General features: G+C 45.9%; 16 protein-coding genes. 12 read left to right on the forward strand and 4 right to left on the reverse strand.

Going from position 1 to position 18,285, the window contains the following annotated elements; all coding sequences use genetic code 11:
- Positions 1–105: 105 nt before the first annotated feature.
- The gene (locus AC58QG_RS23305) at positions 106–1,176 is read right to left on the reverse strand and encodes a bifunctional 3-deoxy-7-phosphoheptulonate synthase/chorismate mutase (protein ID WP_497364513.1); all 1,071 of its coding nucleotides are present in this window, start codon (positions 1,174–1,176) and stop codon (positions 106–108) included.
- A gap of 554 nt (positions 1,177–1,730) precedes the next feature.
- Between AC58QG_RS23305 and AC58QG_RS23310 the strand changes: the two genes are divergently transcribed.
- Entirely contained in the window at positions 1,731–2,318 is a 588-nt protein-coding gene (locus AC58QG_RS23310) for a hypothetical protein (protein ID WP_497364514.1), read from the forward strand.
- A gap of 11 nt (positions 2,319–2,329) precedes the next feature.
- Here the strand turns inward: AC58QG_RS23310 and AC58QG_RS23315 are convergent, their stop codons facing one another.
- The gene (locus tag AC58QG_RS23315) at positions 2,330–3,349 is read right to left on the reverse strand and encodes a LacI family DNA-binding transcriptional regulator (protein WP_497364515.1); all 1,020 of its coding nucleotides are present in this window, start codon (positions 3,347–3,349) and stop codon (positions 2,330–2,332) included.
- A gap of 123 nt (positions 3,350–3,472) precedes the next feature.
- Here AC58QG_RS23315 and fucU point away from each other — a divergent pair, with 123 nt between their 5' ends.
- The 4 genes from fucU (at position 3,473) to AC58QG_RS23335 (ending at position 7,960) form a co-directional block, all read left to right on the forward strand.
- Entirely contained in the window at positions 3,473–3,898 is a 426-nt protein-coding gene (fucU, locus tag AC58QG_RS23320) for an L-fucose mutarotase (protein ID WP_497364678.1), read from the forward strand.
- A gap of 82 nt (positions 3,899–3,980) precedes the next feature.
- Positions 3,981–5,771: an L-fucose isomerase gene (locus tag AC58QG_RS23325; protein WP_497364516.1), complete on the forward strand. Its 1,791-nt coding sequence runs from the start codon at positions 3,981–3,983 to the stop codon at positions 5,769–5,771.
- Between the two features lie 22 nt (positions 5,772–5,793).
- Positions 5,794–7,293, forward strand: a complete 1,500-nt coding sequence (locus AC58QG_RS23330) for a rhamnulokinase (RefSeq protein ID WP_497364517.1) — start codon at positions 5,794–5,796, stop codon at positions 7,291–7,293.
- Between the two features lie 7 nt (positions 7,294–7,300).
- A complete protein-coding gene (locus tag AC58QG_RS23335; RefSeq protein ID WP_497364518.1) occupies positions 7,301–7,960 on the forward strand; it encodes a class II aldolase/adducin family protein in 660 nt (219 codons plus the stop codon).
- Positions 7,961–8,016: 56 nt separating this feature from the next.
- Here AC58QG_RS23335 and AC58QG_RS23340 read toward each other — a convergent pair whose 3' ends face one another.
- Entirely contained in the window at positions 8,017–8,973 is a 957-nt protein-coding gene (locus tag AC58QG_RS23340; RefSeq protein ID WP_497364519.1) for a hypothetical protein, read from the reverse strand.
- Between the two features lie 149 nt (positions 8,974–9,122).
- Here AC58QG_RS23340 and AC58QG_RS23345 point away from each other — a divergent pair, with 149 nt between their 5' ends.
- The 7 genes from AC58QG_RS23345 (at position 9,123) to AC58QG_RS23375 (ending at position 17,407) form a co-directional block, all read left to right on the forward strand.
- The gene (locus AC58QG_RS23345) at positions 9,123–9,578 is read left to right on the forward strand and encodes a cupin domain-containing protein (protein ID WP_497364520.1); all 456 of its coding nucleotides are present in this window, start codon (positions 9,123–9,125) and stop codon (positions 9,576–9,578) included.
- A 31-nt stretch (positions 9,579–9,609) separates the two neighbouring features.
- Positions 9,610–10,005: a hypothetical protein gene (locus AC58QG_RS23350; protein WP_497364521.1), complete on the forward strand. Its 396-nt coding sequence runs from the start codon at positions 9,610–9,612 to the stop codon at positions 10,003–10,005.
- Between the two features lie 739 nt (positions 10,006–10,744).
- Positions 10,745–12,067: a response regulator gene (locus AC58QG_RS23355; RefSeq protein ID WP_497364522.1), complete on the forward strand. Its 1,323-nt coding sequence runs from the start codon at positions 10,745–10,747 to the stop codon at positions 12,065–12,067.
- A gap of 109 nt (positions 12,068–12,176) precedes the next feature.
- The gene (locus tag AC58QG_RS23360; RefSeq protein WP_497364523.1) at positions 12,177–13,604 is read left to right on the forward strand and encodes an ABC transporter substrate-binding protein; all 1,428 of its coding nucleotides are present in this window, start codon (positions 12,177–12,179) and stop codon (positions 13,602–13,604) included.
- 85 nt (positions 13,605–13,689) lie between these two features.
- On the forward strand, positions 13,690–14,601 hold the full coding sequence (locus AC58QG_RS23365) for a carbohydrate ABC transporter permease (protein WP_497364524.1): 912 nt from the start codon (positions 13,690–13,692) through the stop codon (positions 14,599–14,601).
- Complete coding sequence (locus tag AC58QG_RS23370; protein ID WP_497364525.1) at positions 14,598–15,479, forward strand: carbohydrate ABC transporter permease; 882 nt, start codon at positions 14,598–14,600, stop codon at positions 15,477–15,479. Before AC58QG_RS23365 ends, AC58QG_RS23370 begins: the two co-directional genes overlap by 4 nt.
- A gap of 155 nt (positions 15,480–15,634) precedes the next feature.
- Positions 15,635–17,407 carry a cache domain-containing sensor histidine kinase gene (locus tag AC58QG_RS23375; RefSeq protein ID WP_497364526.1) on the forward strand — a complete coding sequence of 591 codons (1,773 nt, stop codon included), beginning with the start codon at positions 15,635–15,637 and terminating at the stop codon, positions 17,405–17,407.
- A gap of 11 nt (positions 17,408–17,418) precedes the next feature.
- On the opposite strand, the gene AC58QG_RS23380 is transcribed toward AC58QG_RS23375, so the two are convergent.
- Positions 17,419–18,285: an AraC family transcriptional regulator gene (locus AC58QG_RS23380; RefSeq protein WP_497364527.1), complete on the reverse strand. Its 867-nt coding sequence runs from the start codon at positions 18,283–18,285 to the stop codon at positions 17,419–17,421.

The raw sequence follows: 18,285 nt of genomic DNA on the forward strand, positions 1-18,285 counted from the left end.
CGATAAAATCGACTAACTCGAGCGCAGAAGCGGCCAAGTGTGGGAAGTTAGTCGATAAAATCGACTAACTCGAGCGCAGAAGCGGCTATGCGCCTGACCAGCTTATTAAAACAATCCCGAGTTTTTTATCGCAGCATAAAATTGGTTGAACTCCTCAATCGTCAGCTGCTGCTGTGCATCGGATAGGGCTGTGGCTGGATTCGGGTGGACTTCGACCATAATCCCGTCCGCTCCTGCGGCTAAAGCAGCCTTGGCACAAGGTGCGAAGATGTCCTTACGTCCCGTGGAATGGGTCACATCGACCAAGACAGGCAAGTGGCTTTCCTGCTTTAGAATAGGAACAGCGGAGATGTCGAGTGTATTTCGCGTTGCTCGCTCATAGGTTCGGATGCCGCGTTCAATCAACATAACCTGCGTATTGCCACGTGAGAGGATATACTCGGCAGCATGGAGGAATTCATCGATCGTTGCAGATAAGCCGCGCTTCAAAAGAATCGGAATACGCACTTCGCCAGCCGCTTTCAGTAGTTCGAAATTGTGCATATTTCTTGCGCCAATTTGAATCACATCGATGTATTGACCTGCAATTTCAATGTGTGCGGGATCCACGATTTCGCTGATAGTCTGGAGTCCGAACTCATCAGCAACTTCTTTGAGGATTTGTAAACCTTCTAGGCCTAATCCCTGGAAATCATAAGGCGATGTGCGAGGCTTGAAGGCGCCTCCGCGCAGAACCGTCACACCAGCGCTTTTCAATGCGGCAGCGACCGTTCGTACTTGCTCGTAGCTCTCGACGGAGCAGGGGCCTGCGATCATGATGGGCTTACTCCCGCCGATAGCAACAGGGCCAAGCTGGATGATTGTATCTGCTTGCTGTCTTTTTCGACTAACGAGCAGCTGTTTCTTATGATCTGTTTGTTGTAAAGATAGCGAAGCTTGGAAAATTTGTTTGAATAGGTGCCGAATAGTTTCGTCCTCGAACGGGCCTGTATTTCGTGCGACTAATGATTCTAACATGCTTTTCTCGCGTAGTGGGTCGAACTTCGGCACGCCTTGCTTTTCCTTCTCCAGTCCGATTTCTTGGGCGATCTGTGCTCTTTCGGAGAGCAGCTCCAAGAGTCCTTGGTTAATTTCGTCAATACGTCCCCTAAGTGTGTCTAACTTCGTGTGTTCCATCCTGGTTCACCCTTTCAAATTAGTTGCTAAAAACAGCAAAAAGCCCCCCGTCGCAAGGGACGAGGAGCCGTGGTACCACCCTTATTAGAAGCGTTCTTTCCTATCGGAATAAGCTGCTTCTCACTTTCAGCCCTTTATCGCAGGGATACGGGTGACCTTATTAGCGCTAGTAGGTGAAGATCTAGTGCTGTTCAGGTACCGGCTCAGGAGTGAACTTGGGCGAAACATTCGATCGTGTGCTTACAGTCAATGGCACATCGTCCCTGGCAAGGAATGATTTTCGCTTACTCTTTCCATCATCGCTTTTATATGTGTACAGCGTAAAGATAAATTCGTTACACGTATTGTAATGCAGGCCTGATTATCGCGCAAACATGGACTTTAAAGCAGATCGGCTTTACCGCTTTGAAGTAGGTTCTCTTAAACCAGTGTATGCGACAAGTGCAAAATTCGCTTGTGAGATTTCAACTATTTTTACAGCGAGCCGTGGAGTAGTCATTTTTGTGCTAGATTTGGAATAGTAGTTTAAGAGGGGAAAGAAGGGGGAATGCGCGATGCTCACACTAAAATCATGGGCGGGCTTATTTCAGAAGGGAGCGACGGACATCTACCATACGGTTAAAGTACGGGCGCCTCGTGACTATTTTGACCGAGCAGATGCTTTCTTGGAGGATATCGTGTATACATCGCAAGATGAGCTTAGCGGGATCAATAAAACGTTTCTCGTTAAGCTTTTATTCGATAATTTTATGGATCACGTCCGAAAAGGCAAGGACCTGTACACCTACATTTTGCAGCTAAGGACTAAATTTGGCGGTGTTATTGCTAGTGCAAACACGAATGAACGACCTAATCCAGGAAGTGTACCCGGCTTTCAATGGGGACTCTCCTTTCAGGATAGTCAAACAGAGAGATCGGCCTTTCTAACGCTAAATGTCAGATTACACCCAGCCGAGGTTAATCGGATGCGTGTTTTTTTCGATGATATGAATTGGAAGCATCACCATCAATTGAATATGGAGACGAATGAACTCATATCGCTGTTATTTATTGAGTTTATAACGGAGCTTCGGAATGGGCTGACGGAGGAGACGAAAGAAGAGATTATTGCGGCTATTGCTCATAAATGGGGAGAACAATAGCCTCTATTTCTCTATGTGGTGAGCTGAGGGTGGAGTTGTGTCGACGAGCGAATGATGAGCTCGGAAGGCAACATAATTCTGCGAGCTTCGACGCTAGATTCGCCTTCTATACGTTCAATCAGGAGCTGCATGCCTAGTTGACCAAATTGATAGGCTGGTTGTGCGGCAACGGTGAGGAACGGGTTGATCGCGCCCGCGGGTCCGAAGTCGTCGAAGCAAACGACAGACATGTCCCCTGGCACTTGTAAGCCGCGCTGACGCAGGGATTGGATGACTCCAACGGCCAACATATTGTTCGCTGCAAAAATAGCGGTAGGCGGATCATCAAGCTGGAGCAGCTCATCGAGAGCAGAATCATCGTGGAAATCGCGGTAACCCAGATGAACCACGAGTGAATCATCGAGGGCTAGTCCATTAAGACGATGCGCCTCGTTATAGCCTATGTATCGCAATCGAGCTGTTGAAACGTCCTGTGTACCGTTAACCAAGGCAATGCGGTGATGCCCAAGAGCGATCAAATGCTCTACGAGATTGCGAGCACCTTCTTTACTATCTCCAAGGACAACATCCGCATCAATCCCGGGGATTTCACGATCCAGGACAACAAATGGAATCTGATGCTTTTGCAGCTGCAGTAGGTTGTCGTGGGAATGATCACCAGCGGGTGCGAATAACACGCCATCAACGCGTGTAGATAGAATCATATCTACGTAATCCTTTTCTTTCACATAGTCCTCATCACTATTGGCAAAAAGCAAGCGATAGCCAGCCTTCTTCGCTGCATCCTCGGCGCCTCGGGCGAGTGTTGTATAGAACGGATTGGTAATATCCGTGATGAGCAAGGAAATGAGATTCGTCTTCTGGGAAACTAGACTGCGTGCCAATGCATTCGGAATGTAGTGGAGCTCCTCCATGACTTTCCGCACGCGCTTGCGCGTCTCTTCGCTGATACGGCCGGTGTTATTGATCACTCGGGAAACCGTCATCGCGGAAACTCCAGCCTTTTCGGCGATGTCATAGATTGTTATCACGTGTTAATCTCCTTTGCTAGGCCGTTTATTTCATATTGTATAGAAATAAAGGATTGACAGCAAGACATAAAGTTGTTAATTTTGAGTTATCGGTAACACAAACTTAACTAGGAGATGTTGATGATGTTAAAAGGGATACCTTCGATCCTGTCACCTGAGCTGCTCAAAGTGCTGATGGAGATGGGACACGGGGACGAAATCATCTTAGCAGATGGGAATTTCCCAGCCGCCAGTCATACCAACCGGCTATTGCGTTGTGATGGTCATGGTGTACCGGAATTGTTGAAAGCGGTATTATCGCTATATCCACTGGATACTTACAGTGAACATCCTGTTGCACTCATGGCCGTCGTACCTGGTGATCCTGTTGAAACACCGATATGGGGTGAGTATGAGGGGATTATTCGTGAACACGCTGCACCGGCCATCGAGTATGTGGAACGGTTCGCTTTCTATGAGCGGGCGAAGAAAGCTTATGCCATTGTGGCGACGAGTGAAAAGGCGCTTTATGCCAATGTTATTTTAAGAAAAGGCGTAGTTGTCGAGTGAAATGAATTACCGATAACTCTACTTTATGTGCACAAGTAAGAGGATAGATGAGCTTTTTACATAACGAGGAGGATGAATGAATATGACAAACAGCGATTTCAGATGGAATCAAGAGTTCCCGAAAATTGGTATTCGCCCAACGATTGATGGTAGAAGAAAAGGTATTCGTGAATCACTTGAAGAGCAAACGATGAACATGGCGAAGGGCGTTGCTGCTTTGCTGAGCGAAACGTTGAAATATCCGAATGGACAGCCAGTTGAATGCGTTATCGCGGACACGTGTATCGGTGGCGTTGCAGAAGCTGCTGCTTGTGCGGATAAATTCACGAAGTCAGGCGTTGGCGTCTCCATCACAGTAACACCTTGTTGGTGCTATGGCACGGAAACGATGGATATGGATCCTTCAACACCGAAAGCCATCTGGGGCTTTAATGGAACTGAGCGTCCAGGCGCTGTGTATTTGGCTGCTGTTTTATCCGGTCATGCACAAAAAGGTATCCCAGCCTTCGGCATTTACGGCAAAGACGTGCAAGATTCGGGAACGACAACGATTCCACAGGATGTTCATGAGAAGTTGATTCGTTTTGCTAAGGCAGGACTTGCAGCGGCGTATATGAAAGGGAAATCGTACCTCTCCATCGGTTCCGTTTCCATGGGGATTGCGGGCTCGATCGTGAACGAGGAGCTGTTCCAAAACTATTTGGGCATGCGCAATGAGTATGTTGATATGTCCGAGTTAGTACGCCGGATTGACGAAGAAATTTTTGATCCAGAAGAATATCAATTGGCCTTGAATTGGGTGAAGGAGAACTGCGTAGAAGGTCCCGACAAGAATCCAGCTGCGATTCAAACGACCCGTGAGAAGAAAGATCAGGATTGGGAAACGGTTGTTAAAATGACGATGATCGTACGCGACCTGATGGTCGGCAATCCGCGCTTGGCAGATATCGAATTCGGCGAAGAGGCACTGGGGCATAATGCGATTCTTTCTGGGTTCCAAGGCCAACGCCATTGGACGGATCATTTCCCGAATGGCGACTTCATGGAAGCCGTGTTGAACACTTCTTTTGACTGGAATGGCAAGCGTGCTCCTTACCTTGTTGCGACAGAGAACGACAGCTTGAATGGCGTAGTTATGCTGTTCGGTAACCTGTTGACGAATACAGCTCAAATTTTCGCAGATGTAAGAACTTTCTGGAGCCCAGACGCAGTGAAACGCGTAACAGGTCACACACTTACAGGTGCAGCCAAAGACGGTATCCTTCATTTGATTAACTCAGGGCCTGCTGCGTTGGATGGAACGGGTCAACAGTCGCGTGATGGTAAACCGGTTATGAAACCTTTCTGGGAAATTACAGATCAAGAAGTAACGGATTGCCTAGCAGCGACTTCATGGCGTCCAGCATCTGTTGAGTATTTCCGCGGGGGCGGCTATTCCACAGATTTCCTAACTAAGGGCGGAATGCCTGTCACGATGTCACGGATTAATTTGGTCAAAGGTTTAGGGCCAGTTCTGCAAATTGCAGAAGGCTACTCCGTCGACCTGCCTGAAAATGTGCATCAGACCTTAGATGACCGTACGGATTCAACTTGGCCGACGACTTGGTTTGCGCCTATTTTGACTGGAGAAGGTTCGTTTACTGATGTGTATTCCGTAATGGATAACTGGGGATCCAACCACGGCTCCATCTCCTACGGGCATATTGGGGCAGATTTGATCACGCTTGCAGCGATTTTGCGTATTCCAGTATCCATGCATAACGTGGCAAAAGAGGATGTTTTCCGTCCGCGTGTTTGGAGCAATTTCGGAACAGCAGATCCTGAGGGTGCAGACTTCAGAGCGTGCAGCAACTTTGGTCCTCTATATAAGTAAGCAGTTGCGGAGGTGAACCCGCGTGGGTGACAACCAATTAAACATGCTGGCCGTCGATTTTGGTGCTAGTAGTGGAAGAACGATACTTGGGCGTTGGAACGGCTCTACAATGACGACTCAAGAAATTCATCGCTTTTCAAATGATCCTGTCGAGCTGAATGGCAGTTTATATTGGGACTTTCTCCGGCTCTTCCATGAACTGAAGGAAGGTGTGCTTGCTTACAAGCAACATGCCGCGGGCGCTCCGGCTTCCCTTGCCGTTGATACATGGGGTGTGGATTATGGCTTGGTTACCGGCAAAGGCAAGCTACTTGGGAATCCCTATCACTATCGGGAATCTCGGAATGAGCGGGCTATGTCCGCGTTACTTCAGACAATGTCAGCGCAAGATATCTATGCGCATTCGGGAATTCAGCCCTTATCTTTTAATACGATTTTTCAGTTGTATGCCGAAACCTTGGAAGATGGCTTACAGGTGCCAGATGACGTTCGCTTACTGCTGATGCCGGACTTATTTCGTTACTATTTATCTGGTATTAGTTCTACTGAATACACAATTGCAAGTACGACTGGGTTGCTGAACCCAACCTCTCGTACATGGGATACTTCGCTGATTTCGAAGCTGGGCATACCTTCCACGCTGTTCACAGACATCGTAATGCCAGGAACAATTGGCGGTTCGCTGCGCAAAGAAATCGCGGGAGAGCTTCAGATCGGAGCTTTTCCGATCGTAGCGACGGCCTCACATGATACAGCATCCGCTGTTGTATCGATCCCTTCCTTAGCTGGGGATTATGCGTTCATTTCTTGCGGAACGTGGTCCCTCATGGGAGTGGAGCTCGATCAACCGATGATGACAGCAGACAGCTTAAGTTTTGGCTTTACGAATGAAGGCGGAGCTGAGCAGAAAATTCGGATGCTCAAAAATATTATGGGACTCTGGCTCCTGCAGGCCTGCAAGCGTCAATGGGAGCTTGAGGGCGAGTCGCTCAGCTTCGCTAAGATGCAGGAGATGGCTCGGCTCGAGCCAGGTCTGAGAAGCTATATTGACTCACAGGACCCTGTCTTCCTTGCTCCTGGAAATATGCCAGAGCGTATCCGCCAGTATTGTGTGCAGACCGGGCAAGCCGTGCCGCAAACGAAGGCGGAGTTGATTCGCTGTGTTGTCGACAGCTTAGCCATGAAGTTCAAGCAAACGCTGGATGAAATCGAAGGGCTTACGGGACGTAAGTTATCGACGGTTCACATGGTAGGTGGAGGCATACAGAACCAACTGCTGTGCCAGCTGACCGCCAATGCGACAGGAAGATCTGTCATCGCAGGTCCCATTGAAGCTACAGCGATCGGGAACATCATGATGCAAGTGAAGGCGCATGGCGAGGTGAGTTCGCTGGAAGAAATCCGCCAAGTCGTAATGAACAGCTTCCCGCCGGAACGCTATGAGCCAGAAGCCGCCGAGCAGTGGGCCGCAGCTTATCATGCCTATATGAAGGTCATTGAGAAGAAATCAGGAAGGAGATGAAGACATCATGTCCGAACAGCTAACCAGAGAAGAATTAACGAAGTATGCGCGCAAAAGTGTAGCCAAGGGCCTAGTAGTAGGACCTGGAGGAAATATAAGTGCTAGATTTGAAGATACGATGTATCTGTCTCCAAGCGGATTTGCGCTAGAAGACATCGAACCCGAGCAGTGGGTGCCCGTAGATATTCCTTCAGGGAATATTTTGGATAAAACATATCGCCCATCCTCTGAGGTGTTAATGCACTTGTTCTGCTACCGGGTTAATCCCGAAATGAAGGCAATCGTGCATACGCATCCTGCGTATTGCATCGCATTGACGCTCGTCGACAATGAGCTGCCAATGTTGTTCCCAGACCAAGCCGCGTTGGTTGGCGACGTCGCTTTCGTCCCTTACGTTGTGCCGACGACGGACAAATTGGCCAATCTCGTGGCAGAGAAAGCGGATCGCTATAGCTCGATTCTGCTCAACAATCATGGGCTAGTCACCACAGGCAAAAACCTGCGCGAAGCCTACTACCGCACCGAAGTTATGGAAGAGAGCGCGAAAATTTACTTGATCGCGAAATCTGTAGGTACACCACGCAGATTGACCGAGGAAGAGTACAAAGAAATTCAAGGCTTGGAAAGCGAAGCTTATCGTGTGAATTTGTTGCAACAGATGAAATAGAAGCTGAGGTACGGAAAGAGCCACTCTCAACGTTGGTTGGGAGTGGCTCTTTTTGTTCAAATGTCCAAGCTAGACTCCTCGATCCAATTGATCCTTTTGGTAACCAGGCCAGATAGAGTCGCATCTGCGGCTAAATACTCCTTTTGAAGCTGAGCAACGACAGGACGAATTTTATTCATAGCTGAAAGCGTTTGGCTTTGAGAATTCGTTATGCGACCTTGGACAATCCAGTCTGCAATGAGTCCATCAAACCAATAATCAGCCATTTTCAAGGTGTCACTGATATCAATCTCAATGTGAAAACTACGATTCAAGTCGGTTAGTTCGTCACGAAAATTTAGAATCTGGTGATTAGCCTGATGAATAAAACGTTTGGCATCATCCACATGACTATGCTTTGCATGGGTACTAATCATGCCGCCACCGCCCCACAAGTCCCATTTCCCCCAATTTTCTGCTTTCTCCAAGCTATTGGACGCATCTGCTAAGGAAGCTAGTACAAGCTTTCCAGCGGTCAATGCTTCTTTAAGCTCTTTTACCAACAGCTTTTGATCATCGATGCCATCGTCCATCATTTCAAGCTCTCTTGATAATAAAGGTGTGTTTAAAAGTGCGGATTCTTTAGCGGCCATTAGCTTCTTATAGTCGTCTTCTGCGCGTTGGTAGTTAGCTAGGTCATCACCTACTTGGATCAACGCTTTCTGAACATCCTGAAGCTCTTGCTTCGCAGCTTCTAATTGAAGAGCAGCCGCTAGGGCTTGTTGGCGTTCCATTTCGAGTTGTTCGGATTTACTGCGAAGAATCGTGTGGAATAAATTCACAAGAGATAAGCGTGTTAATTTGTCTACATCTGCCTGCTCAGACTCAAGCTGTACCTCTAATCGTAGGATGAGTCGTTCCTGCTCATATACTCGGTTCTGAAGATCTTTTCTTTTGCGTTCTGCTTTGTGCAGTCGAAACATCCGTTCTTTCGCTACGCTCAATTGAAGGTTCATATGATTTGGCATCTTCATCCCTCGTTTCCCAGCATTTGTTAGATGGATTCCTTTTTCAATACGTGCTTATCGGTTGGGGGTTTCGGAAACTATTCCATATACACTATGTGACTTCCCTATGGTATAATTCATTCTTTGTAAGTTTAGAGAGAGATAGGAGAAAGCATATGCTTACCAAACAGCTTTCACCACTTGTTCAAACCTTGGATTTAAAGCCTCACCCTGAAGGCGGATGGTACAAGGAGCTCTGGAAGGCTTCCTTCGAAATTCCGAAAGAGGTCCTACATGAAGCTTACTCCGGTTCGCGATACGCAGCAACATCCATTTATTTTTTGCTTCATCCAGATGAATTCTCAGAATGGCACACTGTATTTTCCGACGAGTTATGGTTATGGCACTCTGGCAGCCCAATATTACTTACATTAGGAGGAACAAGTGAGCAACCTAAAGCGACTCAAGAAATTATTCTTGGCCCTGATGTGCTGAACGGTCAGCATCCACAAGCTCTTGTTCCAGCTCACGTATGGCAAATGGCGCGACCATTAGGTGATGAACCCGTTCTGGTTTCCTGTGTAGTTGCACCAGGCTTCCATTATGATGATTTTAAATTAATTAAGAGATAGGGATAAATAGATATACTTTGCTAAGTGTAAAATGTTTTGGTATCGTGAGGATAAGTATGATTTTACGCGTGAAGAACACGCCGTTAGCTCCTTTTTTGGAGTTGGCGGCGTTTTTATTTTTTTTAAGGAGATGGTCTCAGTGTTCGAGAAGGAGTATGAAATCTTTTTGGAAGAACAAGTTCGGCGTGCAGGCGGTCAGAGGCTAGAGATGCTGCAAAGGGACCTGACAGGAACAAAGAAACTTTTGGAAGTAGTGCTTCTGCCTGTTTTGGGAACTTTAGAGGGCTTGGTGCTTGAATATGAAATGATGAACTTGTCAGGAGTGAAGATTTACGGTGACGTATTTCACCCCAATTTACGGATTGTTTTCGAAGAGGACAGCTTCGTCACCCATGCTGAGAGAATTACGAGGGACCGTTTCTCATAGCCGAGATGAGCTTGAGAAAAAGCCGAGTTTCTGCCAAAGAAACTTGTATGAATTAATCGGCCGAATCGGTAACGCGGAGGGTGTCGGGTTGCTCCAGCTGCCTGTTTATGAGCGGGAAGTTTTGAGGTTCTCGTTGCTAGGTAATAAACATTTCGATTGACGGACGTATGCATGTGGCTTCAGCTAAAAAGAGAAACTTGCAGAAAAGTATTGCGAGATTTGGAAGCAAAAGGCTTGATTTATTCAATTGGTAGCGGAATGATTAGAAGTCATAAATTCATGATTACTGAAAAAGCGGTGGGACTCTTGCATCGTAACAAGTGAGGTAAGTAGAAAAAATCGACTTACACGTGTCGCCAGGCGCAAATGTGGATGTGTAAGTCGAAAAAATCGAGTTACACGTGTCGCCAGCCGCAAATGTGGATGTGTAAGTCGAAAAAATCGACTTACACGTGTCCTCAGCAGCAATTGTGGTAGTGTAAGTCGAAAAAATCGAGTTACACGTGTTGCCAGCGGCAAATGTGGATGTGTAAGTCGAAAAAATCGACTTACACGTGTCCTCAGCGGCAATTGTGGATGTGTAAGTCGAGAAAATCGACTTAATCGCGTACTGCTTCAATTAACGTCGAGTAACCGAGCAACCACACATCCCACACGATAAACGTAATAAAACACCTATTCACATCAATTGTTGTACAATAAAATGGAGTTATGGCAAGTAAATGAACGAGGTGGCAGTATGGTTAATATTTTAGTAGTAGATGACGAGCCGATGATTTGCAAGGGTGTTGCGACGATTTTGAAGCAGTCTAAATTGGACATTAACGAGGTCTTCATCGCGTATAACGGGTTTGAGGCGCTTGATTTTATACATTTAGAGAAAATTGATCTTGTATTTACAGATATTCAGATGGAGAAAATGAATGGCATCGAGTTGATCGAGAACATTTTCCTGGAGGACCCATCCATTCCAATTGTGATTTTGTCTGCGCATGGTGAATTCGAGTATGCGCAAAAAGCGATCCGATTTGGAGCGAAGGAATATTTGGTTAAGCCGATTACGCCGCCGCATCTCATTTCGGTCGTGACCAAGCTTCTGAAGGAAAAGGAAGAGAAGGGTCAACGCTTCGCGAATTGGGAAGGCCCTCGCACGCTGCCAGAGCATATGTCGCACGAGACGAATTATTATTTGAATGAATTGGTGACAGGGACGATCCATGAGTCCGAGGTGCCTTCCATTATAGAGACACTGGATCATCGCATGAATGGCACGTATTTTAGCATGCTGACCATCAAATTATCACTCGAACGTGGCGGAATTCATGATCAGGAAATATCGACGTTGAAGGATCGCAGTTTGTTGAAATACGCAGCTTTGAACATTATGGAGGAAACTGCGAGTCAGTGGAGTCACCTTGTTTTCAATAACCACAATTCCACCTTCACCTTGCTGCTGCAAATTACAGAAGAGGAGAGCAGGGGCTCGATGCGTGTGAACCAGCTGTTGATGGTGGCCCAAATGATTCATACGAATTTGCAGAAATATTTGAATGTGAAAAGCCAGATCGGCATCAGTCGCATCCGTGAAGGCATTACGCAATGGCCAGTGATGTATAAGGAAGCGCTAGTGAGCTTAACCTGCTGTGAAACGAATAAGGGTCACTACATGTTTTATATTGAGGATAAAGACAGCATCAATCCGAATCCCGACTTATCTATTACAGGGGTTGATGAGGCGAATAACCGAATTGTGTATGACACGAAATTGTATATTGAGGGCCATTTTTGCGATAAAGGGTTAAAGCTGCAGGATATCGCGGATGCGGTACATTTGAGTCCGAATTACTTGAGCTATTTGTTCAAAAAAGTGATGGGGACGAACATCTGGGACTATGTCACGAAGCTGCGGATGGAAGAAGGGAAGCGTCTTATTCTGACGACGGATAAACGGCGCTATGAGATTTCGGAAGAAATCGGTTATGAATCTCCTGAGCATTTTAGCAAAATATTCAAAAAGCATTTCGGGATCAATATCTCCGAAGTGAAGCAAGCAGGTACGTAACATACGACATACTTAGCGTAATACGACACATCGCTCATGGTAGGATCTCCCTTTATAATCAAAACTGTAGCAACCACAAGCGAGAAGCGATTCGAAAGGGGAACCAAACATGAAAGTTAAGAAAGCGTCTACAATGAGTGCGATTGCGTTAACGGTATTGATAGCGGGGTGTAGTTCAAGCAATGGAACAACGAGCACAGCTTCGCCTGCTCCGGCGGCAAAAGAATCCACACCAGCTGCTGCTACGGCCACTCCTGCTGCGAAGAAAGTAACGATCACAGCTCAAAGCTTTAAAGCCGACCAAAAGGAAAAGAATGATCAGTTAGATCAGCGTATTGCACGATTCAAAACGAAATTCCCGAATGCGGATTTCAAAAAAGACGACTGGCAGTACAATCCGCTTGAGATCGGTATCAAAATGGCATCGAACAGTGCGCCAACCGAGTATACGACGTATGCAACGGAAGGCAAAGTGCTTGTAGATAAGAAATGGGTTGCTGATATTACCGATTCCATGAGCACTTGGGCACATGCTAAGGATATGAATGATTTACTTTCCAAACCTTTTGTGGTGAATGGCAAAACCTACGGTGTACCGATTGATGGTTACGTCATGACGATTACATTGAATAAAAAGCTGTTCAAAGAGAAAGGTGTCGAGCTTCCACCAATGGATTGGACGTGGGAGGATCTGCTAGCCGCAGCTCGCAAAATCAATGATCCAGCGAAAGGGATCGCAGGCTTTATTCCCATGGGCAAAGGACCAGAAGCAGGATGGAACTGGACGAATTTCCTATATGCAGCCGGTGGCGATGTTCAGAAGTTAGAAAACGGCAAGGTAGTTGGCGTATTCAATTCAGAAGCTGGCTTGCAAGCGCTTGAATTCTACAAAAAGCTGAAGGATGAGAACCTGATCCCGCAAAACTGGGCACTTGGTTATGGCGATGCTTTGAATGCTTTTGCACAAGGCCGTGGCGCGATGGTGATGTGTGGCAGCGGTAACGCAGCAGATACTGCGATTAACGAAGGTGGCATCAGCAAGGATGATCTCGTCGTATATCCAATGCCTTCCTTTACCAAAGGTGGCAAACATACGGGCGTACTTGGTGGTAACTATCGTGTTATTAATCCGAAGAGCGATAAAGATCAACAAGAAATGGCATTTAAATGGATTACAGATGAGTACTTCACAGATGACTTCTTGAACTCCACGAAGAAAGAAATCGAAGATCGTAAAGGCAAAAACCGCGTGTACATTCCACAACCAATCAACTACTGGAAAGATTCCTCTGATTTCGGTAAAAAGTATACAGATCTTTTAACGAAGTATGATAACGTGTTCAAATACGATCCGCAATTGCTGGCTCTATGGGATGGTAAGCCTGAAGCTCAATACGAAGCTCAAAAATACTACACAGAAATGGCTAATGTCATTCAAAAAGTGTTTACGACGAAAGATGTGGATTTGAAAAAAGCACTGTCTGAAGCCGCGACCAAAGTGCAAACGGAAACGTTTGACAAAGTGAAGGTCGAATAGGTAAGCCTAATCTTACTTCTACTTGCGGCCGCTTATTATGGAGTGGCCGTGAGTAGGGGTTTTCTCACTATAAGGAGTGTTTAGGATGGATGCAGAGCTAAGTTCACAGCCGGTCGTAGCCAGCAGGGTATCGAAGAAGAAGATGAACTGGTATTTATGGGGTACACTGTTTATTTTACCGGAAGTCGTGTTATTCATTATTTTTCTCTGGGTGCCTATTTTCAAAGGGATTTTTTATAGCTTTTATAACGTTGATTTCGTAGATGGCAATTCTTTCACTGGCTTAGCAAATTATGTGAGTATTCTGAAGGATGATCTGCTTTGGATTTCAATTAAGAATACATTGATCTATATGGCTTTAGGTATTATTCTGGGCTTCTGGATCCCGCCGTTGGTTGCAATCGCTGTATCCGAGCTTCGACGGTTTCAAAGCGCAGCACGTATCATCAGCTATTTGCCTAGTGCGGTACCTGCCATTGTTTTGTACGGCATGTGGATGTGGTTCTTTGATGCCGTAGGACCTATTAATAGTCTGTTACAAAAAATAGGCTTGGGGCAAGTTTCGTTCTTTAGTCCGAAATTAGCGATGGCTTCGATTGTTATTCTAGAAACATGGCAAAGCTTCGGGGCAGCTACGTTAATCTATATTGCCGCGATCGTAGGGATTCCGAAGGATTTATACGAAGCTGCTGAAATCGATGGGGCCAGTGTGTGGCAGCGCGTTCGTTATATTGTTTTGCCTAGTATCAAAACCTTAATGGGATTATTGCTTGTGCTCCAATTGATCACGACTTCACAAGGCTTCCAAGCGCAATTATCGATGACCGACGGCGGTCCTAATAACGCAACGTTGACGTACTTGCTATGGCTCAACCACACGGCGTTCCGCGATCTGGAATTCGGCAAAGCGAGTGCCATGGGTAGCTTGATGTTCTTCGTGCTCATTGGAATGACCCTACTATACAATGTCATGCAGCGTAGGAGTGAGAAAGCATGAAGCAAGGCGAACGAGGGTTAATATCCCCGCATGATTTCAAAAAAGGTTCCGTCAAACTCGGATACACGCTAATGGTACTACTCATTTTGGCGATTGCGGTAACGACCATCTATCCGTTTCTAAATACTTTTTTTGGCTCACTGAAAACGCGGGAAGAGTTTTTCACCTTTCCACCCACCTTTTTCCCGAAGCATTGGATTTGGAAAAATTATGATGATGCTTTCAACAGCTTTGATCTTCCATTACTGACCTTTTTGAAAAATACACTAGTGATTTATGTTGGAAATGTGGTCTGTTCCCTCTTATTTATTGGGTTAGCCGCCTACGCCTTATCCCATTTGAGAGTACCGTTCAAGCGCTGGATGACACTTTTCTTTTTCTCAACGCTTTTGATTCCACCTGCAACGTATATCGTACCTAACTTTTTGAATTTGAAAAGCTTAGGGATGATCAACACCTACTGGGCGTTCTGGCTGCCCGCGGCGGCAAATGCTTATTTCATGCTGCTGCTCAAAAATTTCTTCGATGGCATTCACAAAGAAGTGCTGGAAGCTGCGCGTATTGACGGGGCAAGTGAATTCACATCCTTCATTCGGATTGCGGTTCCGCTGTCAACGCCGATCATTGGCACACTGCTCATGCTGTCGTTTTCTACCACGTGGAATGATTTCTACTGGCCGAACATTGTGATGACGGATAAAAGTATGTATCCACTTGCCACCGGCATTTATCGCTATGTTGTATATTCGAACTCTGTAATCCCATGGAGTGTACGTTTCGCGGTGTTGACTATGGCTATGCTGCCACCGGTACTTTTCTTCTTGATTTTCCAGAAGTTTATGATTCGCGGTTTATCGGTGTCTAGTGTAAAAGGTTAGGAGGAAAACGCCCATCAGAATGCAAATTCTGAAGGCGTTTTCTTGTTGCTTAAAGGAGAATCCTTCAAGCTTAGCGAACCTACTGAGAGCCTAACTTGCAGAGGGTACTTGCCATAGCAGCTTGGCGGAAAGCTTGGAAAGGATGATAAGCACGTATGCGCAAAATGCTGCAAAATATGAAATTGATGAAAAAACTGATCCTACTGCTTATCGTCTTCGTTGTGATACCTACTCTCGTCCTGGATTTAGTTGTTGCCAAGAAGCTGGAATCCATTACGGAAGAACAAGTCGGGACTGCCCTGCTTCAATTAGTTCGGGGAAGTCATCTAACCTTGGATCGGGAAAGCAGCGATTTTGAAGAAAAAACAGAAAAAATTATGATTTCGCAAGAAATCCAACAATTGGTAAGCATTCCCTCATCCTCCGAATATGAACGCTTTGAGATCTTCAAAACGTTAGATAAATATTTGAACAATTATTCAACTAATGCCGTACGGTATTCGTTGTTTTTCTCGGATAAAGATAAGTTGTATTCGTTCGTCCCTAATTCAGACCTGTTGAATAACGGGGTGTTTTATTCGACGGATATGACCGATCTATCGTGGTATAAAGCGGTCAGCAATGCGAAAGGGAAGGGCATTATTCGTGTTATTGATAAATTCGGATACAATCCGAATAATACGCAAACAGTTGCTTACCTGAGGCAGTTAAACAGTATTTATAACGGCGAAACAGTTATCGGCTACTTGGTAGTGTCGGGCATTGAGACGCCGTTGCAGATGGATTTCGTCCCTTTCGATAAGTATAAAGATGCTCAAATTCTGCTGCTTGACCCCGATAATACGGTGTTAGCTACGAATACGGAAGCATTCGGCATTGGCTCGAAGATTGGCATACCTGCGGGAAAAGAGGAAGGGGTCTATAAGCAAATCGAGAACGATGAAGAGATCATGTCAGTCATTCACACGAGTGAGATTACGGCTACCAAGCTGCTAATGCGTGTTCCGGTCGAATCGATTATTAGTGATCATATCTCGGTCCAGCGACTTGTGGATTGGATTATGTTGATTTACTTCTTAATCTTGATCTTGGCGAGTATGTATTTTATTCAATCGATCTTGAAGCCGATCTCCCGATTAGCTCGGATTACGAATTCGTATCACCCAGGAAAACCTTTAGCCATTACTATGCATGCAGAAAGTAAAAATGAGATCGTGCTGCTTAGCAATCATTTTATTCGCATGACGAATCGATTGAATCAGACGATATATGACCAATATGAGCTTGAATTAAAGCATAAGGAAGTTGAATTGTCGATATTGCATACACAAATAAATCCGCATCTCCTGTATAACACGTTGGAGTCGGTTTATTGGCACACGCTAATGGAAGGGGCAGCCGAATCGGCCGAAATGATTAAGGATTTGTCTCTCATTATGCGGATTGGGCTTAGTAAAGGTAAACTTCTCATTCCGGTGATGGAAGAAATTAATCATGCTGAGGCGTATGTAAGGTTACAACTTTTCCGCTATGAGTACGCGTTCAAGGCGCATTGGGAAATTGAAGAGGAGGCTAAGCGCTTCCTCATGCCGAAGGTACTCCTGCAGCCAATTATTGAAAATGCCATTCTCCATGGGATTAAGAATATGAGTCAAGATGGGGAGCTCTGGATCAAGGTAAAACACTCGGATGGCAAAATCATCATCAGCGTCGAGGATAACGGATATCGCCCGGCCGATATTGGGATGCTGAATGCGATTCTGCAGGGGAAAGAGAGTAATAAAGGATTTGGTATTATTAATGTGCAGAAGCGGATTCAGCTGCATTTCGGGGAAGGCTTTGGCTTGCAGTATGCGCTTAGGGAGGATCAAGGGGTAAGGGCTTGGATTGAGATTCCGGCGGTGTTGGATGAGTCGGATTTGAAGTAGGTCATAACCTCCTAGCGAGGGCGCTGCCATTTCTTTCGGTAGACGAGAGGTGTGTCGCCGGTGCGGTCCTTGAACAAATTGATGAAGTGGCTGACATTCTCGATGCCAACCGAGACCGCAATTTCGGATACGGGCATATCGGAATATTTCAGACGCTCCTTCGCATGCGTCATCCTGATGCCAATTAGGAATTCATGTGGAGAGAATCCCGTATACTGCTTAAAACGTTTGGCCATATGATACTTGCTGACAGCATGTTCGTGTGCAAGTTCGTCTAGCGAAATAGCTTCCGTGAATCTGGACTCCAGTGTTTGGCAAATATCATCGATGTAATCAGGCTTGTCCGATTCGGACAAGCTTATTTGCTGCGCAGCAAGGACGATATCCGTTAGCAGCTCGACAAGAAGCTTCGAGGAGAGAAGCTCCGTTGCAGCGCTTCTTTGTTGTTGGATCTGCAGCATTTGACGCAAATAGGTTGAAACCGTTGAATCGCTTGTTAGCTGCAGAACGGGCTCATGTGCTGACGCATACTGCTCATAATAGGCGGCTGTTGCACTACCGTGTAAATGGACCCAGAGAAGCTCAAGTGGCTCCTGAGGATTGGTTGTGTAGCGATGATAGTTATCACATTGGATGAAAAATAACTGATGAGCACGTAAGGGGTAAATCTTATCTTGATAAGTCAACATCCCATTGCCTTTAAGTATGTAGGCGATTAAATAGGAGTCAAGACCTTCTCGTTCTGTGAAATAGCCTGGCTTGGTGTGGAAATGGCCGATTTCTTGTACGTAAAACAGGTTCGCCTTGGCGAATGAGGAAGGGCTGGCAATGAATCGAATTGAGTCTTCCGACCATGCGGTTGTGAAGTTTTCTTTCAT

The organism is Paenibacillus sp. J22P169, from assembly GCF_059691995.1.